At 54.9% G+C, this 20,780-nt stretch carries 20 protein-coding genes; 12 read left to right on the top strand and 8 right to left on the bottom strand.

All coding sequences use genetic code 11. The features are described from left to right. The first annotated feature begins 43 nt into the window (after positions 1-43). Positions 44-1,861, top strand: a complete 1,818-nt coding sequence (gene malZ / locus HMPREF3178_RS10450) for a maltodextrin glucosidase (protein ID WP_017146525.1) — start codon at positions 44-46, stop codon at positions 1,859-1,861. On the opposite strand, the gene HMPREF3178_RS10445 is transcribed toward malZ, so the two are convergent. After that, the gene (locus HMPREF3178_RS10445; RefSeq protein ID WP_004099406.1) at positions 1,858-2,760 is read right to left on the bottom strand and encodes a LysR family transcriptional regulator; all 903 of its coding nucleotides are present in this window, start codon (positions 2,758-2,760) and stop codon (positions 1,858-1,860) included. The two genes, malZ and HMPREF3178_RS10445, sit on opposite strands and share 4 nt — an antisense overlap. A gap of 291 nt (positions 2,761-3,051) precedes the next feature. Between HMPREF3178_RS10445 and HMPREF3178_RS10440 the strand changes: the two genes are divergently transcribed. The 3 genes from HMPREF3178_RS10440 (at position 3,052) to HMPREF3178_RS10430 (ending at position 6,316) form a co-directional block, all read left to right on the top strand. Further along, complete coding sequence (locus HMPREF3178_RS10440) at positions 3,052-3,693, top strand: hydrolase (RefSeq protein WP_004099407.1); 642 nt, start codon at positions 3,052-3,054, stop codon at positions 3,691-3,693. Positions 3,694-3,877: 184 nt separating this feature from the next. After that, positions 3,878-4,423 carry an antibiotic biosynthesis monooxygenase gene (locus tag HMPREF3178_RS10435; protein ID WP_004099408.1) on the top strand — a complete coding sequence of 182 codons (546 nt, stop codon included), beginning with the start codon at positions 3,878-3,880 and terminating at the stop codon, positions 4,421-4,423. A 24-nt stretch (positions 4,424-4,447) separates the two neighbouring features. Continuing rightward, positions 4,448-6,316, top strand: a complete 1,869-nt coding sequence (locus tag HMPREF3178_RS10430; RefSeq protein ID WP_004110974.1) for an amidohydrolase — start codon at positions 4,448-4,450, stop codon at positions 6,314-6,316. 74 nt (positions 6,317-6,390) lie between these two features. Here the strand turns inward: HMPREF3178_RS10430 and fba are convergent, their stop codons facing one another. The 7 genes from fba to acpH all read right to left on the bottom strand — a co-directional run bounded on the left by fba (position 6,391) and on the right by acpH (position 12,274). Then, on the bottom strand, positions 6,391-7,251 hold the full coding sequence (fba, locus tag HMPREF3178_RS10425; RefSeq protein ID WP_004110975.1) for a class II fructose-1,6-bisphosphate aldolase: 861 nt from the start codon (positions 7,249-7,251) through the stop codon (positions 6,391-6,393). 29 nt (positions 7,252-7,280) lie between these two features. After that, the gene (locus HMPREF3178_RS10420) at positions 7,281-8,243 is read right to left on the bottom strand and encodes a carbohydrate kinase family protein (protein WP_004099413.1); all 963 of its coding nucleotides are present in this window, start codon (positions 8,241-8,243) and stop codon (positions 7,281-7,283) included. Positions 8,244-8,311: 68 nt separating this feature from the next. Further along, a complete protein-coding gene (locus tag HMPREF3178_RS10415; protein ID WP_004099414.1) occupies positions 8,312-9,703 on the bottom strand; it encodes a PTS ascorbate transporter subunit IIC in 1,392 nt (463 codons plus the stop codon). Between the two features lie 20 nt (positions 9,704-9,723). Then, complete coding sequence (locus tag HMPREF3178_RS10410; protein ID WP_004099415.1) at positions 9,724-10,011, bottom strand: PTS sugar transporter subunit IIB; 288 nt, start codon at positions 10,009-10,011, stop codon at positions 9,724-9,726. A 5-nt stretch (positions 10,012-10,016) separates the two neighbouring features. Then, positions 10,017-10,460: a PTS sugar transporter subunit IIA gene (locus HMPREF3178_RS10405; RefSeq protein WP_004099417.1), complete on the bottom strand. Its 444-nt coding sequence runs from the start codon at positions 10,458-10,460 to the stop codon at positions 10,017-10,019. A gap of 459 nt (positions 10,461-10,919) precedes the next feature. After that, entirely contained in the window at positions 10,920-11,522 is a 603-nt protein-coding gene (locus HMPREF3178_RS10400; protein ID WP_004099418.1) for a peroxiredoxin, read from the bottom strand. A gap of 170 nt (positions 11,523-11,692) precedes the next feature. Continuing rightward, positions 11,693-12,274 (bottom strand): ACP phosphodiesterase, encoded by a 582-nt coding sequence (gene acpH / locus HMPREF3178_RS10395; RefSeq protein ID WP_017146523.1) that lies wholly within the window; start codon positions 12,272-12,274, stop codon positions 11,693-11,695. Between the two features lie 258 nt (positions 12,275-12,532). Here acpH and queA point away from each other — a divergent pair, with 258 nt between their 5' ends. From queA to HMPREF3178_RS10355, 8 genes are all read left to right on the top strand, one after another. Further along, on the top strand, positions 12,533-13,597 hold the full coding sequence (gene queA / locus HMPREF3178_RS10390) for a tRNA preQ1(34) S-adenosylmethionine ribosyltransferase-isomerase QueA (protein ID WP_017146522.1): 1,065 nt from the start codon (positions 12,533-12,535) through the stop codon (positions 13,595-13,597). Between the two features lie 196 nt (positions 13,598-13,793). Next, complete coding sequence (tgt, locus tag HMPREF3178_RS10385) at positions 13,794-14,921, top strand: tRNA guanosine(34) transglycosylase Tgt (protein WP_004099421.1); 1,128 nt, start codon at positions 13,794-13,796, stop codon at positions 14,919-14,921. Between the two features lie 22 nt (positions 14,922-14,943). Beyond that, on the top strand, positions 14,944-15,276 hold the full coding sequence (yajC, locus tag HMPREF3178_RS10380; RefSeq protein ID WP_004099423.1) for a preprotein translocase subunit YajC: 333 nt from the start codon (positions 14,944-14,946) through the stop codon (positions 15,274-15,276). Positions 15,277-15,303: 27 nt separating this feature from the next. After that, positions 15,304-17,151: a protein translocase subunit SecD gene (gene secD / locus HMPREF3178_RS10375; protein WP_071530320.1), complete on the top strand. Its 1,848-nt coding sequence runs from the start codon at positions 15,304-15,306 to the stop codon at positions 17,149-17,151. 10 nt (positions 17,152-17,161) lie between these two features. Further along, the gene (secF, locus tag HMPREF3178_RS10370) at positions 17,162-18,133 is read left to right on the top strand and encodes a protein translocase subunit SecF (RefSeq protein WP_004099428.1); all 972 of its coding nucleotides are present in this window, start codon (positions 17,162-17,164) and stop codon (positions 18,131-18,133) included. Positions 18,134-18,249: 116 nt separating this feature from the next. Then, positions 18,250-19,641, top strand: a complete 1,392-nt coding sequence (locus HMPREF3178_RS10365) for a M24 family metallopeptidase (protein ID WP_070585152.1) — start codon at positions 18,250-18,252, stop codon at positions 19,639-19,641. Between the two features lie 64 nt (positions 19,642-19,705). Then, positions 19,706-20,071 carry a VOC family protein gene (locus HMPREF3178_RS10360; protein WP_004099432.1) on the top strand — a complete coding sequence of 122 codons (366 nt, stop codon included), beginning with the start codon at positions 19,706-19,708 and terminating at the stop codon, positions 20,069-20,071. 14 nt (positions 20,072-20,085) lie between these two features. Continuing rightward, positions 20,086-20,775, top strand: coding sequence for a helix-turn-helix transcriptional regulator (locus HMPREF3178_RS10355; protein WP_004099434.1), 690 nt, complete (start codon positions 20,086-20,088; stop codon positions 20,773-20,775). Positions 20,776-20,780: the final 5 nt, after the last annotated feature.

The raw sequence follows: 20,780 nt of genomic DNA, 5'->3' as shown, positions 1-20,780 counted from the left end.
CGCTATGGCAAGGTGTGCCCATTCTGCAAAGAGAGGAATAATGATGTTGAAGGCATGGCACCTCCCGGTTGCTCCGTTTATTAAGGAGCAGCCGGAACGACTGATTATCACGCTATGGTTAAGCGGCGAGGATCTGCCGCCGCGGGTCACGCTACGCGCGGAAGAAGATAACGAGGAGCTGTCGCTGCCGATGCGCCGCCTGCGGCAGGAACCGCATCCGGGCGTGGTGGCGTGGCGCGGGGAAATCAGCCTCGTCAACGGGCTACCGCGTCGCCGCTACAGCTTCAAGCTGCTGTGGGCCGACCGCCAGCTGTGGTTCACTCCGCAGGGGTTCAATCGTTTTCCGCCGGCGCGGCTGGAGCAGTTTGCGGTTGATATGCCGGACAGCGGGCCGCAGTGGGTGGCCGATCAGGTGTTTTACCAAATCTTCCCTGACCGCTTCGCCCGCAGCCAGTCACGCGACGCCGGGCAGGATAACGTTTATTACCACCATGCCGCCGGTCACGATATTGTGCGCAAGGCGTGGGATGAGCCGCTAACCGGCGAGGCGGGCGGCTCCACCTTCTACGGCGGCGATCTCGATGGGATCAGCGAAAAACTGCCGTACCTGAAGCAGCTTGGCGTCACGGCGCTTTATCTGAACCCGGTATTTGTCGCTCCCAGCGTACATAAATACGATACCGAGGATTACCGTCGCGTTGACCCGCAGTTTGGCGGCGATGCGGCGCTGCTGCGCCTGCGTCACAACACGCAAAAAGAGGGGATGCGCCTGATCCTTGACGGCGTGTTCAACCACAGCGGCGATTCGCATGCCTGGTTCGACCGCCATCAGCGCGGTAGCGGCGGCGCCTGCCACAACCCCGATTCGCCGTGGCGCGACTGGTATAATTTTTCTCCCGAGGGCATTGCCCACGATTGGCTGGGATACGCCAGTCTGCCTAAGCTCGACTACCGGTCGGCGACGCTGATAGATGAGATCTATGGTGGAGAAGATAGCGTGGTGCGCCACTGGCTGAAAGCGCCGTGGAGCATGGACGGCTGGCGGCTGGATGTCGTGCATATGCTCGGTGAAGACGGCGGGGCGCGTAATAACCTGCGCCATATCGCCGGCATTACCCAGGCAGCGAAGCAGGAGCGGCCGGAAGCCTTCGTGTTCGGGGAGCATTTCGGCGACGCGCGCCAGTGGCTACAGGCCGACGTAGAAGACTCGGCGATGAACTACCGCGGCTTTACCTTCCCGCTATGGGGCTTTCTCGCCAATACCGATATCTCCTACGACCCGCAGAAAATCGATGCGCAAACCTGCATGGCGTGGATGGACAACTATCGTGCCGGACTGTCGCATCAGCAGCAGCTGCGGATGTTCAACCAGCTTGATAGCCACGATACCGCGCGCTTTAAGTCTCTGTTGGGTAAAGATGTTGCGCGTCTGCCGTTGGCGGTGGTGTGGCTGTTCAGCTGGCCTGGGGTACCGTGCATCTACTACGGCGATGAAGTGGGCGTGGATGGCAATAACGATCCGTTCTGCCGTAAACCCTTCCCGTGGGATCCGGCTTTGCAGGATGGCGAACTGCTCGACCTGTACAAGCGCATGAGCAAACTGCGTAAGGCTAATCAGGCGCTACGCTACGGCGGCTGTCAGGTGATCTATGCCGAAGAGAACGTGGTGGTGTTCGTGCGAGTCTATAAGCAACAGCGCGTGCTGGTGGCGATTAACCGCGGCGCGGCCTGCGAGGTGGTGGTAGAAGATTCGCCGCTGCTTGACGTTCACGGCTGGCAGTTGAAAGAGGGCGCCGGTGATCTGCACGAGAGCGTGCTGACGCTGCCAGCGATCTCCGCCAGCGTGTGGTTTAGCCGTTAGTCATAGAGCTGGCTCAGGCTCTCGCTCTGCAAAATGGCCTCGCGCCACCAGCGCTGGGCCAGTCCGTCATTACCGCTGCGCCAGGCCATATAGGTGATATCTTTCTCGCGGCACGAGATGACGGCCTTTTCGACCAGCTCGCCGCTTTCCAGCCACCGCCGGGCAATATGGCGCGGTAAAAAGCCGCAGCCCAGCCCGGCGCGCAAGAGTTCAACTTTACTGGCAAAATCATCCACGCGGATTTGCGGCTGTTCGTCGAGCAGGTTGCTGTTGAGCGGATGACAGTAGCGGGCGCTGTCGCTGATCACGACCGCGCGGTGCAGGCTGAGCTGCTTGTTGGTCAGCGGTTGGGTCGTTTGCGCCAGCGGGTGCCCCGGCGCGATGACGAAAATATTGTCCATGGCGCCGAGCATTTTCCACGACCACTCGGCGGAGGTTGGCGGTTCATTGATCGCCCCAAGAATAATATCCGCGCCGTTGTGGGTGAGCTCTTCCCACGAGCCCGCGAGGGTATGGTGGGTAAAGTTAAGCCGGGTTTGCGGGTGCTGGGCGTAGAAAGCATCGATCAGCGGCAGCAGCGCGCTAAACGGGAAAGAGTCATCCAGCGCGATAGCCAGATCCCGCTCCCAACCGGCGCTGAGCTGCACTGCCTGCTTTTCCAGATCCTTAGCGGCATTCAGCAGCAATCGACCCTTCTCCAGCATCATTCTGCCCGTATCGGTAAATTTAGCCCGGTGGCCGGAGCGATCCAGCAGAGTGATATTCAGATCGTTTTCCAGCTTTTGGATCATGTAGCTCAGCGCAGCTGGGGTCTTAAATAGCGATTCGGCGGCGGTGGCAAAAGAGCCATGTTTGTCCAGCGCGTCGAGAATTAACAGGACATCAAGATTCAGGCGCATGCGTCAGATTCCGGTAAAAATGAGTGCCTCCGTTTTACCGGAGCGCCCTGTTCAATTCCAGTGAATAATTTAGAACGGTTAACCGTAAAAATTTGATAAACATAATTTTGCTCGTTTTGTAATGGTTAATCTAATCGCCATAACTTTTCGCTTTGGAAATAAATTAGAAAAAAATCTTTAATAACTCGTTAGAAATTACTGACTATACTCACCATGCTTTATCAGTCAGGATCCAGACAGCTCAACGGCAACGGTAGTATCTTTTTAACTCATTGATTAACAGGATATGTTATGTCTATTCGTGAACTGATCGATCCCTCTAACTCGGCGCTTATTTTTATTGACCACCAGCCACAAATGGCTTTTGGTGTGGCAAATATTGACCGCCAGACCCTGAAAAATAATACGGTTGCTTTAGCCAAAGCAGGCAAAATTTTTAATGTCCCGGTAATTTATACTTCCGTCGAAACCAAAAGCTTCAGCGGCTATATCTGGCCGGAATTGCTGGCCGTACATCCTGATGTGAAACCCATTGAACGTACCTCGATGAACTCCTGGGAAGACGCGGCTTTTGTTGAAGCGGTAAAGGCGACCGGACGCAAGAAACTGATTATTTCTGCTCTGTGGACTGAAGTCTGCCTGACGTTCCCGGCGCTGATGGCGCTGGATGCGGGCTATGAAGTTTACGTGGTGACCGATACCTCCGGCGGCACCTCGGTTGATGCCCACGAACGCTCCATTGACCGTATGGTGCAGGCCGGTGCGGTGCCGGTGACCTGGCAGCAGGTGCTGCTTGAGTACCAGCGCGACTGGTCGCGTAAAGAGACCTATGACGCGGTGATGGATCTGGTGCGCGAGCATAGCGGCGCTTACGGCATGGGCGTGGATTACGCTTATACGATGGTGCATGGCGCGCCAGAGCGTAAAGCTTAAATACACTTCATCCTTCAAGCTGCCTCTTTGTTGGCTTCGTTTGCCCGCCCCGGTCACTGACTTATGTCAGCTCCCGGGGACGAACAACCTTGCCGCCTCGACGCAGCATGAACGATTTTGTGCATTGTTGTTTATGGCTAATGGCGGGGATATCCCGTCATTCCCCTGAAGCAAGGAACTCTTAATGGCGCAGCAGAAATCGGTGACCCTGGTTATCAGTCATGTGCTCGACCCGGAGCATGGCCAACGGTATGAAGCGTGGCTGGGCAAAATTATGCCGATTGCGGCTGAATTTCCCGGTCATCTTGGCGCAAACGTGATTCGCCCGGCTCCCGGGCAGAATTTATGGAGCATTATCATTCGCTTCGACACCATTGAGCATCTTTACGCCTGGACCCAGTCGGAAACCCGGCGCGAACTGGTGGCGGAAATCGCACCGCTGCTGAGCGAAGGCGATCGTACCGAAGTCCGGACTGAACCGGCCTTCTGGTTTACGCCGCCTGCGGCGAACGTGCGCCAGCCGCGACGCTGGAAGCAATTTTTAATCACCCTGCTGGTGATTTTCCCCAGTACTAACCTGGTGCCGTCGATAACCGGAATGCTGTTGCCCTCGCTGAAGGGAAGCCTGCTGCTGCACCTCATCAATGATGCCTGTGTGGTCGCGCTGGTGGTCTGGTTCTGGATGCCCATCGTGACCCGTCTGTTTGCTGGCTGGTTAAAGAAAAACTGAGCCAGCCTCCTGAAGGAGAACGTTATGTCGCAAACTGCCACACTAATCCTGACTCACGGTCGGGTTCATACTCTCGATCGTCAAAATCCCCTGGCCGATGCGGTGGCGATCGCTGACGGTAAAATTCTCGCCGCCGGTAGCCACGATCGGATCATGAGCTTTGCCGCGGAAGGGACGCAAATTATCGATCTTAAAGGTCATACGGTGATCCCCGGTCTTAACGACTCCCACCTGCACCTGATCCGCGGCGGTCTGAACTACAACCTGGAGCTACGCTGGGAGGGGGTTCCCTCGCTGGCGGATGCGCTGCGGATGCTGAAAGATCAGGCCGATCGCACACCGTCGCCGCAGTGGGTGCGGGTGGTCGGCGGCTGGAGCGAATTTCAGTTCGCCGAACGGCGGATGCCGACGCTCGAGGAGCTTAACGATGCGGCGCCGGATACCCCGGTATTTGTCCTGCACCTGTACGATCGCGCGCTGCTGAACCGCGCGGCGCTGAAGGCGGTGGGCTACACCAAAGAGACGCCGGATCCGGCGGGCGGCGAGATCGTTCGCGACGGCAACGGTAATCCTACCGGCATGTTGATTGCCAAACCCAACGCGATGATCCTCTACTCAACGCTGGCCAAAGGGCCGAAGCTACCGCTGGAACTGCAGGTCAACTCAACGCGCCAGTTTATGCGCGAGCTGAATCGTCTGGGGCTAACCAGCGCTATCGATGCTGGAGGCGGTTTCCAGAACTACCCGGAAGATTATGAAATTATTGAACAGCTGCACGCCAAAGAGCAGATGACCGTGCGGATCGCCTATAACCTGTTTACCCAGCGACCTAAGCAGGAGCTGGAAGATTTTGAGCGCTGGACCGATATGCTCAAGCCGGGACAGGGCACCGACTTTTACCGCGCCAACGGCGCCGGGGAGATGCTGGTTTTCTCGGCGGCGGATTTTGAAGATTTCCTGCAGCCGCGTCCGGACCTCCCGGAGGGAATGGAAGATGAGCTGGAGCGGGTGGTGCGCCACCTGGTAGAGCACCGCTGGCCATTCCGCCTGCACGCCACCTACGATCAATCCATCAGCCGGATGCTCGACGTCTTCGAGAAGGTAAATCGCGAAATTCCGTTCAATGGTCTGCACTGGTTCTTCGATCATGCGGAAACCATCACCGAACGCAATATCGAACGCGTCAAAGCGCTGGGCGGCGGCATAGCGGTTCAGCACCGTATGGCTTTCCAGGGCGAATATTTTGTCGACCGCTACGGTAAAGATGCGGTCAAACATACGCCGCCGGTGGCGAAAATGCTCGAGCTGGACGTTCCGGTAGGGCTGGGGACGGATGCAACCCGCGTGGCGAGCTACAATCCGTGGACCGCGCTCTACTGGCTGGTTTCCGGACGTACCGTCGGCGGAATGGCGATGTACGACGACAGCAACCGCCTGCCGCGCGACGTGGCGCTGGAGCTGTGGACGGCGGGAAGCGCGTGGTTCTCAAGCGAGCAGGGTAAGAAAGGGCGCATTGAGCAAGGCCAGCTTGCCGATCTGGTGGTGCTGTCGAAAGACTATTTCAGCGTCGCGGAAGAGGAAATTAAGGGGATCGAGTCGGTACTGACGGTCGTTGACGGCAAGGTGGTGTACGCCGCCGGCCACTTTTCGCCGCTGGCGCCGCCGCCCATTCCGGTGCTGCCAGAGTGGTCACCGGTGGTGAAGGTGCCGGGTCATTACCGTTCCGCGCCGCCGACCGCCGCGAAAATCGGCGCGATAGTTCAGATGCACCAATGCTGCGGCAGCTGCGGCGTACACGGGCATCAGCATGATATTGCGCGCCAGTCGGCGATTCCGGTTGCCGATGAGCAGGCGTTCTGGGGCGTACTCGGCTGCTCCTGCTTTGCGTTTTAGCACCAGCTCAACCCGCCCCGGTATTGTCCGGCGGCGGGTTCCCTTCCTGACGAAAGCGCTTGTCTTTCCGTTTTTTAATAGCGGTTCTGTGAACCAAAAAGCGCGATGCGCCGCGCAATCATTTCGCGTACCGGTTTCAGTCCCTGATTAATCACTTTGCGCGGGTCGTTCACGTCATGACCGGTATCGGCGGCAAACAGGGCTTTCACCTCCTGACACCAGGCGTACATATTTTCGGTATTGACGTTGATTTTGGCCGTACCGCAGGCGATGGCTTTACGCATGTCGTCATCGGCAATACCGGTACCGCCGTGCAGGACCAGCGGAACATTGACTCGCTCAGAAATGGCTTTCATCTCCGTAAAACCCAGTTTGGCTTTGCCTTTATACAGTCCATGGGTCGAACCCAGCGCCGCCGCCAGGCAGTCAACCTGAGTTTCTTTCACCAGGGTGTAGCACTCCTCAGGGTCGGCGTAGATGACCGCCGAATTGACGATGCCATCTTCGCTTCCGGCAATCGTCCCCAGCTCCGCCTCGACGGAGATGCCTTTGCTGTGCGCCAGCGCAACCAGATGGCGAGTGATGGCGAGGTTTTCGCTGAACGGCAGATGTGAGCCGTCAAACATAATGGAGCTGAATCCGGCCTCGATAGCCGCCTCGCAGGCCTCGCGGGTGGTACCGTGGTCCAGATGCAAAGCCACCGGAATATCAATATGTAAATAATCCATGGCATTGACCACGATGTCATGAATACATTTTAATCCCAGCATATGTTTCACCGTACCGCCGGAAACGCCTAAAATAATGGGCGATCGCAGTTGTTGTCCGGTACTTAATACAGCGCCGACCCACTCAAGATTATTAATATTGAATTGCCCTACGGCATAACCGTCCCGTAGGGCATGCTGAAGCATGTCCTTCATAGAAACTAACATAGTCACCTCGTGTTATTAATTAATAGCAATCATTCATCAAAATATTGCTTTAAGTTTCTTTCATAGCTATTTAAAGAATTGTGAACGACGGCAAGATCCGGCATCGATTCACGTACACCTTTTTTCTCAATAGAAATAGCGGCGGTGAGGCTGGCGAATAAAATAATATTGTCAATGTGCCAGGAGTAGTGAACGCCGTAGGTAAAAGCGCCATGGAATACGTCTCCCGCGCCGGTGGTATCAACAGCATTGCACAGCCAGGAGGGAACTATTTGCAGCATCCCGCTCTTTAAAAATGCGCAGCCTTTTTCACCAAGGGTAATAAAGGCTTCGCCGCGGCAAATTTTATTAAGCTCAATGAGCGCCGCCTTAATTTCTGCTTCAGTACTCAGGGCGCGATATCCCATATAGTCCCGGGCAAAATGTTCACTGACCACAAAATAATCGGTCCAGGCCGCCAGTTTAATATTACTGGCGCGTAGTGAGCCGCCATCCATGACTACCCGGGCGTTTGGCAGTTTCTTAATTAAATACTCGCTGATCTCGGCTTCATGGCCATCCACTAATAGCGTTACCGGTTCTTCAGCGGCGATGAGCCGTTCGGCTAAATCATCGAGCTTGAGCTTCTGATCGTAGGTCAGCGACGGCGGCGTCTGCATTTTACGGGTGATGATCGTCCGCGAACCCGTCAGGCGATTGACCAGCACCGAAGCCAGGGGGGTGATCATTTCATCAGAAAAGACCACCTGACTGGTATCAACGCCCGCTTCGGCAAATTCAGCAATAATTCGCTGGCCGTAAAGATCCTGATTCAGATGGCCGATGTAATAGACATCCTCCCCCCATAGCCCCAACAGCCATGCCGCATTCGCTGCCGGCCCGCCGCCGCTTTCAATAAAGTCGTGACAGAAATTTTTGGTATTCTCCTGCGGCCATTCATTTAAAAAGAAAAACTGATCAAAACATGAAAACCCGATGGACAAGATAGCCATAACCACTCCTGATTATTTTGTCAGCTGCGGGAAGAGAGGTTCCTTCCCGCAGGGAAAAATGAAACCGCTTATTCATTTTTCTTATCTGCAGTGAGCTCCTCATAGCTGAGCGTGTCACCGACTACGCGAACTGAACGAAAGCAGAATGGCACCAGCAGTGCGACGATCAGCGCCAGACAAATCAAATAGATAGTAATCTGGCCAAACTGGGTGAAAGCGTTGCCGATGATGATGCCCCAAACCGCGAAGTCGAAGTCGGCGAAGGTGCTATTTTCAAAGCCCAGATTACCCAGCGCCGGCAGCAGCATCGCCGGAAGGAATGCAAGGAAGATACCGCCGATAAATGAGGCGATGATGCAGCCGCGTTTACCGCCCAGCTTATCGGCGAAAACACCGGAGGTGCCGCCGCAGAAGAAGTGCGGCACCATGCCCGGAATAATCAGCGCCATACCCAATCCGCCAAGAAAAAGCATGCCGACCAGTCCACCAATGAACGAGCTGATAAAGCCGACGACGACCGCGGTTGGGCTAAAGGTGAAGAATACCGCGCAGTCAACGGCGGGGATGGAGTTGGGGATCAGCTTCTGGCTAATTCCCTGGAACGCAGGTACCAGATCGCCGAGGATCAGCCGCACGCCGTTGTAGACGATAGCGACGCCAACCGCAAACTGCAGGCCGGTCAGGACAGAGAAGATCAGCATATTTTGATCCGTAATGGTGCTGAGATACTCGCTACCGGCGACGGCGCTGCATACAAAGTAGATGACGAACATGACGATCCCGGTGGTGACCGTGGTATCGCGCAGAAAGCCCCATTTCTCTGAGATTTCGGTATCGGCGAACGAGTTCGCCGGGTTGCCGGTTTTGGTGGCGATCCACGCTGAAATGTAGTAGCCCAGAGAACCAAAATGTCCCATCGCAATACCGCCATCTTCGGTGACCTGCTTGGTATAGCGTTGGCCAATGGCCGGAGATATCGCCGACCATGAGCCGAGCAGGAATCCGCCGATGAGCACCAGCATCCAGCCGCGGAATTCCGCCGCCTGTAGCACCGCTGAGAACAGACAGGCAAGGAAGAAAGAGTGATGGCCGGTAAGGAAGATATATTTATACTTAGTGCAGCGGGCAATAAGCAGGTTAAAAATAAAACCTAACAGTAGAATACTCATGGTTTCTACGCCCAGCACCTTCTGGGCGACGGAGACAATGGCCTCGTTGTTAGGAATAACGCCACGGATATTAAACCCGGCTTCGATAATCCCACCCAGCGGATTGAGGTTAGCAACGATAACCCCTGCGCCGGCGCTTAGCATTAAATAGCCCAGGATAGGCTTTAAGGTGCCGGTGAGTAATTTATTTCCGGGGGAGCGCAGCGCCACTAAACCGACAAATGCGATAATCCCCATCAGAAATGCGGGTTGACTAAATATTTCCGATAAGAAACTAAGAATAGCCTGCATGATCGTTCCCTCAATAATGATTAAGAGTGAGTCGCAGCAATTTTGGTGAGTGCTTCGGTAATATCCTCGGCGATTTTCGCTTTATGCACGTAGCTGCGAATAATGGCGACATTACAATGCGCAGGAAATTGGTTTGCCAGCTCTTTAATTGTGACGTAAAGGTCAGCTTTTTCTCCAACAGCGTTGGCAAAATCAACGGAGGCGACGTCGGCTTTAATACCCAATTCATCACAGATCTTTTTGACATTATTCGCAGCCATTAATGAACTGCCAATACCGTTACCACAAACTGTTCTGATAACTAACATAATGACTACTCCATTTGTTGTTGGATGAAATGTAATACTGAATCGATATCATTGGCCTGCTGAAGGAAGGTCACAATGTCAGACTCAATCAGCGAGGCTATTAGCTGAATCATTTTTATGTGGCTATCGGCATCCGCGCCGGCGATGGCGATGATGACGTTAACCGGATCAAACTCCTCATGGCCAAAGACGATTGGCTGCCTGCTGGTGACTAAAGAGAAGCCCGTGCGCAAGGCGCCTTTTTCTGGCCGGGCATGAGGCATCGCCAGGCCGTAGTCGATAACAATGGCGGGACCAAAATCCTGATAGACCTCGACCATTTCATTCACATATTCCGGATGACATATATTTTGTTGAGTCAGCAGCTTTCCGGCGAATTCGATACCCTGTACGGCGTTGGAAATATCCTGCTTAAGCGCAACCAGTTCAGCGTTAAAAATAATATCCATCATCCGATCCTTACTGGGTTCATATTCTTGAACTCGATCATGACCAAATATATCAATAAAAATTATGGGTTAGATCACAGATGGATTTTTAAATATTGAAGTCGATCACACTGACGGCAAAAGTGAATTACTTTATCGGTTCTGAGGTTTTTTATTATCTTGTTTAATATCAATTGGTTGTGTTTTTTCTTTTTGCCGGTAAGAAAATGGGAGCAGGAGCTAATGGTTAAATCGCTGAATTTAAAATGAAGAAATGTAATACTCATCACAAATATTGGGCGGTTTTTTTTTACAAAGTTTGAACGAGATACCAAAAAAAGCCCTGACGGAGGATCTTACTTATTCGTGACATCAATATTTGTATGCTGATGAGTTAAAAAGCTGTGGCGAGCGGGTAACTCCAGGCGGTAAAAACAAAAAAGGCCCGCATCTGCGAGCCTTTTGCTGAACGTTTGCCGATTACAGGCTGGAAACGTTCTCGGTCAGGTATTTAGCCACGCCTTCCGGAGAAGCGGCCATCCCTTCTTTTCCTTTTTCCCACTGCGCCGGGCAAACTTCGCCGTGCTCTTCGTGGAACTGCAGCGCGTCAACCATGCGCAGCATTTCGTCGATGTTACGGCCCAGCGGCAGGTCGTTAACGACCTGGTGGCGAACAACGCCGTTGGCATCGATCAGGAAGGAACCGCGCAGTGCAACGCCTTCGTCCGGGTGCTCGATACCGTACGCTTTCTGGATTTCGCGTTTGATGTCCGCAACCATCGCGTATTTCACCGGGCCGATGCCGCCCTGGTCCACTGGAGTGTTACGCCATGCGTTATGGACGAACTCGGAGTCAAAAGAAACGCCAACCACTTCGACGCCGCGTTTCTGGAATTCTTCGTAGCGTTTGTCAAAAGCGATCAGTTCGGACGGGCAAACGAAGGTGAAGTCCATCGGCCAGAAGAACAGAACGGTCGCTTTACCGCTGGTATGCTGTTTGAAGTTGAATTTCTCAACGATTTCGCCGTTACCTAAAACTGCCGCCGCGGTGAAGTCCGGAGCCTGACGAGTAACCAGAACCATATGATTCTCCTGTTAATACTAAGGTTAATTGGAACGCAACGCGGGCAAGTATAGGGAGAGGGGCAGGGGAACTCAACGCGACGCTGACAATCGCTGAGATAGTTTTTGCCTATCAATCGTTATTTAAAAACGCTTTTCAGAATAGCCTTTTCCGCCAAAAGCGCAATCATTTATAGTTCGCGTTTTTCCGCCTGCGTCATCATCTGCGGATAAAAGCGCCAGAACTGCCGCTCAAGGCGATCGTAGTGGGTATCCAGATCCTGCCAGGAGTCGCGCAGGGCATCGAGTCGCGGGCGGCGGCTGGCCATCCCGTTCAGCACGCGCTGAATAAAATCCATATCCCGGTAACGTTCAAGCCAGCGCTCCGACCACAGATATTCATTGAGATTGATAAAGCGCGGCGGGGAGGCTGGGAGGATCGGCGTGACCTGGGCGTGAGCGTAGCGGACAAACTCCGGCAGCGGCAGTTCCGGCGACAGCTGCGCCCAGTGGCGTGACAAAAAATGGTCCCACATCACATCCAGCGTAATGGGGGCAACCCGGCGCGTTTCGGCGCGGAACCACGCTTTGGCTTCGGTGACTTCCGGCAGGTTATCGGTCAGCACATCGATCCGGCGGTGCATAAAGATGCCCTCCGCGACGTCAGCCGGCCACTCATCAGCGGGGTTGCCGCGAACGAAATCGGCCAGCAAATTGCCGGAAAGGGAGCTATCGGCGAGATGAGCAAGATGCAGGTGCGCGAGAAAATTCATATAAACTTCATCCTTCAAACTGCCTCTTTGTTGGCTGCTGAGTTACTCGTCTCATCCATGAGACTGGCCCTTACGGGCCGCCGCTGCGCGGCGTTCAAATCTGTTCCTGGCAGATTTGTCACTCACTCAGTTGCTGTTTCGATGCATCTTGAATGATTTTGTGTATAGATTATGTTATTCATCCCGAGGGGTAAAGGTTGCAGGGATAACCTCCCGGCACTAGACTACCCGCCTCTTTATTAAGTCTGAGTTACCGTCATGCGCGTTGCCGATTTTTCCTTTGAATTACCTGAATCCCTGATTGCCCACTATCCGATGCCTGAGCGCAGCAGCTGCCGCTTGCTGTCATTAGACGGGCCGACAGGCGCGCTGACGCACGGTACTTTCACTGATTTACTCGATAAGCTCAACCCTGGCGATCTGCTGGTATTTAATAATACCCGCGTGATCCCGGCCCGTCTGTTTGGCCGTAAAGCCAGCGGCGGCAAGATTGAAGTGCTGGTTGAGCGGATGCTCGATGATAAGCGTATTCTGGCACATATTCGCGCTTCGAAAGCGCCGAAACCGGGCGCAGAACTGCTGCTCGGCGACGATGAAAGTATTAAAGGGACCATGGTTGCACGTCACGACGCGCTGTTTGAAGTTGAGTTCGATGACGCGCGCAGCGTGCTGGATATTCTCAACGCTATCGGCCATATGCCGCTGCCGCCGTATATCGATCGTCCTGACGAAGACGCCGACCGCGAGCTGTATCAGACCGTCTATAGCGAAAAACCGGGGGCCGTTGCCGCGCCAACCGCCGGCCTGCACTTTGATGAGCCCCTGCTGGCGAAGCTTCGTGAAAAAGGCGTGGAGATGGCCTTCGTCACGCTGCACGTTGGGGCCGGAACCTTCCAGCCGGTGCGCGTAGACAGCATTGAAGATCACATCATGCACTCTGAATATGCCGAAGTGCCGCAGGAGGTGGTCGATGCGGTGCTGGCGGCAAAAGCGCGCGGCAACCGGGTGATTGCCGTCGGGACGACGTCGGTGCGTTCGCTGGAAAGCGCGGCGCAGGCGGCAAAAAACGACCTGATTGAGCCTTTCTTTAACGATACGCAGATTTTCATCTACCCGGGCTATCAGTACAAAGTCATTGATGCGCTGGTGACCAACTTCCATCTGCCTGAATCGACGCTGATTATGCTGGTCTCTGCTTTTGCCGGCTATCAGCATACGATGAACGCCTATAAGGCTGCGGTAGAACAAAAATATCGCTTTTTTAGCTACGGGGACGCGATGTTTATCACGTACAATCCGCAGGCTATTTTTGAGCGTCCCTAAGAAGGCGATCTCACTCGCCATTTTGACGCCAGGCAGTAATCGCCATTCTCACGGACACGGCGTACGCTCCGGTGGCTGTGCGCTGAGCGATTGCAAACAGGCTGCGCCGGTGACGCCTTCAGGAATTTATTAGCTATGGAATCATTCCGTAGCGAATCGTTAAACGTCAGACTGTTTTTCTGACGCAGGAGTGATAATGAAATTTGAGTTAGATACTACCGATGGTCGCGCGCGTCGCGGCCGTCTTGTGTTTGAGCGCGGCGTCGTTGAAACGCCAGCCTTTATGCCGGTTGGCACCTACGGCACCGTAAAAGGGATGACGCCGGAGGAAGTCGAAGCGACAGGCGCGCAAATCATCCTCGGTAATACTTTCCATCTGTGGCTGCGTCCTGGTCAGGAGATCATGAAGCTGCACGGCGATCTGCACGACTTTATGCAGTGGAAAGGACCGATCCTCACCGACTCCGGCGGCTTCCAGGTCTTCAGCCTTGGCGATATTCGCAAAATCACCGAGCAGGGCGTGCACTTCCGTAACCCGATCAACGGCGATCCGATTTTCCTCGATCCGGAAAAATCAATGGAGATTCAGTACGATCTCGGCTCCGACATCGTGATGATCTTCGACGAATGTACGCCATATCCGGCGGACTGGGACTACGCTAAGCGCTCAATGGAAATGTCCCTGCGCTGGGCGAAGCGCAGCCGCGACCGTTTTGACGGCCTCGGCAACAAAAACGCGCTGTTTGGTATCATTCAGGGCAGCGTTTACGAAGATTTACGTGATATCTCTGTTAAAGGTCTGGTAGAGATTGGCTTTGATGGCTACGCTGTCGGCGGTTTGGCTGTCGGTGAGCCGAAGGCAGATATGCATCGTATTCTGGAGCACGTCTGCCCGCAAATCCCGGCCGACAAACCGCGATACCTGATGGGCGTCGGTAAGCCGGAAGATTTGGTCGAAGGGGTGCGCCGCGGGATCGATATGTTCGACTGCGTCATGCCGACGCGCAACGCGCGCAACGGCCACCTGTTCGTCACCGACGGCGTGGTGAAAATCCGCAACGCGAAGCATAAGAGCGATACTTCGCCGCTGGATGCGGAGTGCGATTGCTACACGTGTCGCAACTATTCACGCGCTTACTTGCATCATCTTGACCGTTGCAACGAAATATTGGGCGCGCGTCTCAATACCATTCATAACCTGCGATACTATCAGCGCTTAATGGCTGGTTTACGCAAGGCTATCGAAGAGGGTAAATTAGAGAGCTTCGTGACCGATTTTTACCAACGTCAGGGTCGAACCGTTCCACCTTTGAACGTTGACTAATTTTAATAATGAGGGAATTTCAATGAGCTTTTTTATTTCTGATGCGGTAGCAGCAACCGGTGGCGCGGCGCAGGGCAGCCCGATGTCTCTGATCCTGATGCTGGTGGTGTTTGGTCTGATTTTTTACTTCATGATCCTGCGTCCACAGCAGAAACGCACCAAAGAACATAAAAACCTGATGAACTCCATCGCTAAAGGCGATGAAGTGCTGACGAACGGTGGCCTGGTTGGGCGCGTCACTAAAGTTGCCGAAAGCGGATACATCGCTATCGCACTGAACGACACCACTGAAGTGGTTATCAAACGTGACTTCGTAGCTGCCGTTCTGCCGAAAGGCACCATGAAGGCGCTGTAATTACCCATTTTCCCTAAGGGAACTGCCGTGTTAAACCGTTATCCTTTGTGGAAGTACGTCATGCTGGTCGTCGTTATTGTCGTCGGCTTAGTGTATGCGCTTCCCAACCTGTATGGTGAGGATCCGGCCGTTCAAATCACTGGCGCGCGCGGCGTCGCCGCCAGTGAGCAAACGCTGATCCAGGTCCAGAAAACACTACAAGAAGAAAAAATTACCGCGAAGTCTGTGGCACTGGAAGAGGGCGCAATTCTTGCGCGCTTCGACACCACTGATATCCAGCTGCGCGCGCGCGAAGCGCTGATGGGCGTGCTGGGTGACAAATACGTCGTGGCGCTTAACCTTGCTCCGGCAACCCCGCGCTGGCTTGCGGCCCTGTATGCCGAGCCAATGAAGCTGGGTCTTGACCTGCGCGGCGGCGTGCACTTCCTGATGGAAGTCGACATGGATACCGCGCTGAGCAAGCTGCAGGAACAAAACATCGACAGCCTGCGCAGCGAACTGCGTGATAAAGGCATTCCTTACGCGACCGTGCGTAAAGAAGACAACTACGGCCTGAGCATCGCCTTCCGCGATAGCGCCGCGCGCGACCAGGCTATCTCCTACCTTAGCCCTCGTCATCGCGATCTGGTTATTTCCGCTCAGGGCAGCACTGGCCTGAAAGCCGTGATGACCGACGACCGTCTGAAAGAAGCCCGCGAATACGCCGTACAGCAGAACATCAATATCCTGCGTAACCGTGTAAACCAGCTGGGCGTTGCCGAACCTCTGGTTCAGCGTCAGGGCGCCGACCGTATTGTGGTTGAACTGCCGGGTATCCAGGACACGGCGCGAGCCAAAGAGATTCTTGGCGCGACCGCGACGCTGGAGTTCCGTTTGGTTAACACTAACGTTGATAGCGCCGCAGCGGCTTCCGGTCGCGTTCCGGGCGACTCTGAAGTGAAATATACCCGCGAAGGCCAGCCGGTTGTGCTGTACAAGCGCGTGATCCTCACCGGTGACCACATCACCGACTCGACGTCGAGCATGGATGAGTACAACCAGGCGCAGGTTAACATCTCCCTCGATAGCGCTGGTGGCAACATCATGTCTAACTTCACCAAGGACAACATCGGTAAACCGATGGCGACCCTGTTCGTGGAGTACAAAGACAGCGGTAAGAAAGATGCCAACGGTCGTGCGATTCTGGCGAAAGAGGAAGAGGTGATTAACATCGCCAATATCCAGTCTCGTCTGGGTAACAGCTTCCGTATTACCGGCATCAGCAATGCGACCGAAGCGCGTCAGCTCTCTCTGCTGCTGCGTGCAGGTGCGCTGATTGCGCCGATTCAGATTGTTGAAGAACGGACTATCGGCCCAACCCTGGGGATGCAGAACATCAAACAGGGCCTGGAAGCCTGTCTGGCCGGTCTGGTGGTCTCTATCCTGTTCATGATCTTCTTCTACAAGAAGTTCGGCCTGATTGCGACCTCGGCGCTGATTGCCAACCTGGTGCTGATTGTCGGCATTATGTCCCTGATTCCGGGGGCGACGCTGACTATGCCGGGGATTGCGGGGATCGTGTTAACCCTTGCGGTAGCGGTCGATGCGAACGTTCTGATTAACGAACGTATTAAAGAAGAGCTGAGCAACGGGCGTTCCGTGCAGCAGGCGATTGACGAAGGATATCGCGGCGCGTTCAGCTCCATCTTTGATGCCAACATTACGACGCTTATCAAAGTCATTATCCTGTACGCGGTCGGTACCGGTGCCATTAAAGGGTTTGCGATTACCACCGGTATCGGTATTGCGACCTCAATGTTTACCGCTATCGTCGGCACCCGTGCCATCGTGAACCTGCTGTACGGCGGCAAGCGCGTTAAAAAGCTGTCTATCTGAGGAGTGCGTTGTGGCACAGGAATATACTGTTGAACAATTGAACCACGGCCGTAAAGTCTGGGACTTTATGCGCTGGGACTACTGGGCCTTCGGCATTTCAGGTTTTTTGCTGATTCTGTCCATTATTATCATTGGCGTGCGCGGGTTTAACTGGGGTCTGGATTTCACCGGCGGTACGGTGATTGAGATCACCCTCGAAAAGCCTGTTGATATGGATCAGGTGCGCCAGTCGCTGCAGAAGGCGGGCTTCGAAGAGCCGCAGCTGCAAAACTTTGGCAGCAGCCGCGACATCATGGTGCGTATGCCGCCGGTACATGACGCCAACGGCAGCCAGGAGCTGGGCAGCAAGGTCGTTAACGTGATTAACGAATCGACCAGCCAGAATGCGACGGTCAAGCGTATTGAGTTTGTGGGGCCGAGCGTCGGCGCAGACCTGGCGCAGACCGGTGCGCTGGCGCTGATAGCCGCGCTGGTGTGTATCCTGATCTACGTAGGGTTCCGCTTTGAGTGGCGCCTGGCGGCAGGGGTTGTTATTGCGCTGGCGCACGACGTGGTGATCACCATGGGCGTGCTGTCGCTACTGCATATCGAGATCGACCTGACCATTGTGGCCTCGTTGATGTCGGTTATCGGCTACTCGCTGAACGACAGTATCGTGGTATCTGACCGTATTCGTGAAAACTTCCGCAAGATTCGCCGCGGTACGCCGTACGAAATCTTTAACGTGTCGTTGACGCAGACCCTGCACCGTACTTTGATCACCTCCGGGACGACCTTGATGGTTATCCTGATGCTGTATCTCTTCGGTGGCCCGATTCTGGAAGGCTTCTCGCTGACCATGCTGATCGGTGTCTCCATCGGTACGGCTTCTTCTATCTACGTTGCGTCCGCGCTGGCGCTCAAGCTGGGCATGAAGCGCGAGCACATGCTGCAGCAGAAAGTCGAGAAAGAAGGGGCGGATCAGCCGTCAATTCTGCCGTAAGGCAATCGTGCATTGATAAACGAATCCCGGTCGTAAGGCCGGGATTTTTTTTATTACAACCGGCCGGATTTTGGTTACTCTCCTGTATCAGCGCTAAATGACATGGAGAAATGCCGATGGCTGTCGTAACTCTTTCCACCGTTCCTCAACCCCCGCTCTGGTACGATGTGCCTTCCGTCACGCTTAACGACGACACGCTGCGCCAGCGCAAAGCGAAGGTGCTGGCGAATATGCGGCAGCAAGGGCTGGATACGCTTATCATCTATGCCGATAAAGAGCACGGCGGCAACTTTGAGTATCTCACCGGTTTTATTCCCCGTTTCGAAGAGGCGCTACTGGTAGTGCATCGGGACGGTGAGGCGGTGCTGGTACTGGGTAACGAGAACCTGAAGCTGGCAAGCTACGCGCGGCTGGAAAATCGTGTGATTCACGCCCCGTGGTTTTCGCTGCCCAATCAACCGATGGAAGCCCACAAAACGCTGGCTCAGCTGTTTCAGGAGGCGGGCGTTGCGGGGGGAAAAAGAATTGGCCTCGCGGGCTGGAAGCTCTTTACCGGCGCGGTTGATGACCGCGCGCGGATGTTCGATCTGCCCGCCTTTATCGTTGACGCTATTCGCGAGGCAGCCGGGCCGCAGGCAAGTATAACCAACGCCACCGGCATTTTTATCGACCCGGCAAGCGGAGCGCGAATCACCAATAATGCCAACGAGCTGGCGCACTATGAGTACGGTGCTAATCTCGCCTCAACCGCGATTCTGACCGCGCTTAACGCCATTGCGCCGGGAAAAACGGAAAAGCAAATCGGCGCGCTGCTGGCGGCGGAAGGGCAAGCGAATAGCGTGGTGATGATTGCCGCCACCGGCGATCGCTTTGCCGGAGCGAATCTCTACCCCAGCGATAAAGCTATCCAGCGCGGAGATAAATTCTCGCTCACCACCAGTTTTAAAGGCGGCCTGAGCAGCCGCGCCGCCTACGTGGTGGCCGATGAGAGTGAACTGGCGCCTGAGGTGGCTGATTATCTGGACGTAGTGGCGAAGCCCTATTTCAACGCGGTGGTGAACTGGCTGGAAAATCTGCGCATCGGCATGCGCGGCGGCGATATGTATGCCCTGATCGAGCGAGTATTGCCGAAGGCGGAATATCACTGGCACCTGAATCCGGGGCATCTGGTCGCGGATGAAGAGTGGCTCTGCTCGCCCATTGGTCCCCATTCAGCCGCCTGTCTGCAAAGCGGAATGATATTGCAGATCGACATTATTCCTTCCCGAGCGGGCTACGGCGGCGCAAGCATTGAAGATACCGTGGCGCTTGCCGACAGCGCGCTGCGTCGGGAGCTGGAGCAAAGTTACCCCGAGCTCTGGCAGCGCATTGTCGCCAGACGATCGTATATCGGCAATCGGCTTGGCATTGCGCTTCCTGAAGAGGTGCTGCCTTTCTCCAGTACCGTCGGCTACCTGCGTCCGTGGCTGCTTAGCCCGGAGCGCGCGCTGGTCTGCGCACCATGCTGACACAATGCTGTCAGTAGGTCTGTCATACACTCCTCCTGAACCCAAACAATGGACAGGAGGAAGTATGAACAACGTCATTAACTGGTTTGAGATCCCGGTTGCCGATATGGATCGTGCCGTGGCGTTTTACGAGCCGGTGATGCAGGTCACGCTGAAACGGGAAAATATGGAGTGTGCCGAAATGGCCGTATTTCCTTATCAGGACCCGGCTCCCGGCGGCGCGCTGGCAAAGTTTGATAGCGTAAAGCCCTCCGATCAGGGATGCATTATCTATCTGCATACCGATAATCTGACGGCCACGCTAGAACGCGTCAACTCTGCGGGCGGAAGCTGCGTTTTTGGCCCCTTTGAGCTGGCGGACGATATCGGCACGATTGCCCTGTTTATCGATAGTGAGGGGAATCGGATTGGTTTGCATCAACCCGCATAAATGAGATAACAAAAATGAGCCGACGCGCCGACCGTCTTTTTCAAATCGTGCAGATCCTGCGGGGGAGGAGATTAACCACCGCCGGATTGTTGGCCGAGCGGCTTGGCGTGTCAGAGCGCACTATTTACCGCGACATTCGCGATCTCTCGCTTTCCGGGGTTCCGGTTGAGGGAGAGGCCGGAAGCGGCTATCGGCTGCTGGCGGGCTATGATCTACCGCCGTTAATGCTGACAACCCAGGAATCGGAAGCGCTGATAGCCGCTATTCGGCTACTGCAAACCTGGGGCGGCGCGTCGCTGTCCCGGGCGCTGGAATCGGCGCAGGAAAAGGTGCTGGCGATATTGCCCGCGGAGAGCCGACGTAAGGCCGAGCAGTCGCGGCTGTTCGCACCGGACTTTGGTTCCCAGGGCTATAGCAAAGATCAGTTTGATTTGGTGCATCGGGCGGTCTCCGCTCAGCAGGCGCTCGCGCTGCGCTATCGTGATGAAGCGGGAAATCAGTCGCAGCGAGAAGTGCTGCCGCTGGGGCTTTTTTTCTGGGGCGAGCGCTGGCTGCTGGTGACCTGGTGCGAGCTGCGTGAGGATTATCGCTGTTTCCGTCTCGACCGCTGTCTGGAGATTTCCGCCACCGGGCGTCATTTCAGCGAACGAGCCGATCGTTCATTGAGTGATTTCTTGCGTAAGGTGAGGTGCGAAGAGCGTTAGCTTTA

The sequence above is a fragment of the Klebsiella sp. HMSC09D12 genome, from assembly GCF_001808475.1.
Taxonomy (GTDB): Bacteria; Pseudomonadota; Gammaproteobacteria; order Enterobacterales; family Enterobacteriaceae; genus Klebsiella; species Klebsiella oxytoca.
The sequence above is the reverse complement of the archived record's forward strand: the minus strand, read 5'-3'. Positions and strand labels throughout refer to the sequence as shown.

What these genes read in the sequence shown, in the direction of transcription:
- malZ (WP_017146525.1), top strand. Translation starts at nt 44, where the DNA reads ATGTTGAAGGCATGGCACCTCCCGGTTGCTCCGTTTATTAAGGAGCAG.
- HMPREF3178_RS10445 (WP_004099406.1), bottom strand. Translation starts at nt 2,760, where the DNA reads ATGCGCCTGAATCTTGATGTCCTGTTAATTCTCGACGCGCTGGACAAA.
- HMPREF3178_RS10440 (WP_004099407.1), top strand. Translation starts at nt 3,052, where the DNA reads ATGTCTATTCGTGAACTGATCGATCCCTCTAACTCGGCGCTTATTTTT.
- HMPREF3178_RS10435 (WP_004099408.1), top strand. Translation starts at nt 3,878, where the DNA reads ATGGCGCAGCAGAAATCGGTGACCCTGGTTATCAGTCATGTGCTCGAC.
- HMPREF3178_RS10430 (WP_004110974.1), top strand. Translation starts at nt 4,448, where the DNA reads ATGTCGCAAACTGCCACACTAATCCTGACTCACGGTCGGGTTCATACT.
- fba (WP_004110975.1), bottom strand. Translation starts at nt 7,251, where the DNA reads ATGTTAGTTTCTATGAAGGACATGCTTCAGCATGCCCTACGGGACGGT.
- HMPREF3178_RS10420 (WP_004099413.1), bottom strand. Translation starts at nt 8,243, where the DNA reads ATGGCTATCTTGTCCATCGGGTTTTCATGTTTTGATCAGTTTTTCTTT.
- HMPREF3178_RS10415 (WP_004099414.1), bottom strand. Translation starts at nt 9,703, where the DNA reads ATGCAGGCTATTCTTAGTTTCTTATCGGAAATATTTAGTCAACCCGCA.
- HMPREF3178_RS10410 (WP_004099415.1), bottom strand. Translation starts at nt 10,011, where the DNA reads ATGTTAGTTATCAGAACAGTTTGTGGTAACGGTATTGGCAGTTCATTA.
- HMPREF3178_RS10405 (WP_004099417.1), bottom strand. Translation starts at nt 10,460, where the DNA reads ATGGATATTATTTTTAACGCTGAACTGGTTGCGCTTAAGCAGGATATT.
- HMPREF3178_RS10400 (WP_004099418.1), bottom strand. Translation starts at nt 11,522, where the DNA reads ATGGTTCTGGTTACTCGTCAGGCTCCGGACTTCACCGCGGCGGCAGTT.
- acpH (WP_017146523.1), bottom strand. Translation starts at nt 12,274, where the DNA reads ATGAATTTTCTCGCGCACCTGCATCTTGCTCATCTCGCCGATAGCTCC.
- queA (WP_017146522.1), top strand. Translation starts at nt 12,533, where the DNA reads ATGCGCGTTGCCGATTTTTCCTTTGAATTACCTGAATCCCTGATTGCC.
- tgt (WP_004099421.1), top strand. Translation starts at nt 13,794, where the DNA reads ATGAAATTTGAGTTAGATACTACCGATGGTCGCGCGCGTCGCGGCCGT.
- yajC (WP_004099423.1), top strand. Translation starts at nt 14,944, where the DNA reads ATGAGCTTTTTTATTTCTGATGCGGTAGCAGCAACCGGTGGCGCGGCG.
- HMPREF3178_RS10365 (WP_070585152.1), top strand. Translation starts at nt 18,250, where the DNA reads ATGGCTGTCGTAACTCTTTCCACCGTTCCTCAACCCCCGCTCTGGTAC.
- HMPREF3178_RS10360 (WP_004099432.1), top strand. Translation starts at nt 19,706, where the DNA reads ATGAACAACGTCATTAACTGGTTTGAGATCCCGGTTGCCGATATGGAT.
- HMPREF3178_RS10355 (WP_004099434.1), top strand. Translation starts at nt 20,086, where the DNA reads ATGAGCCGACGCGCCGACCGTCTTTTTCAAATCGTGCAGATCCTGCGG.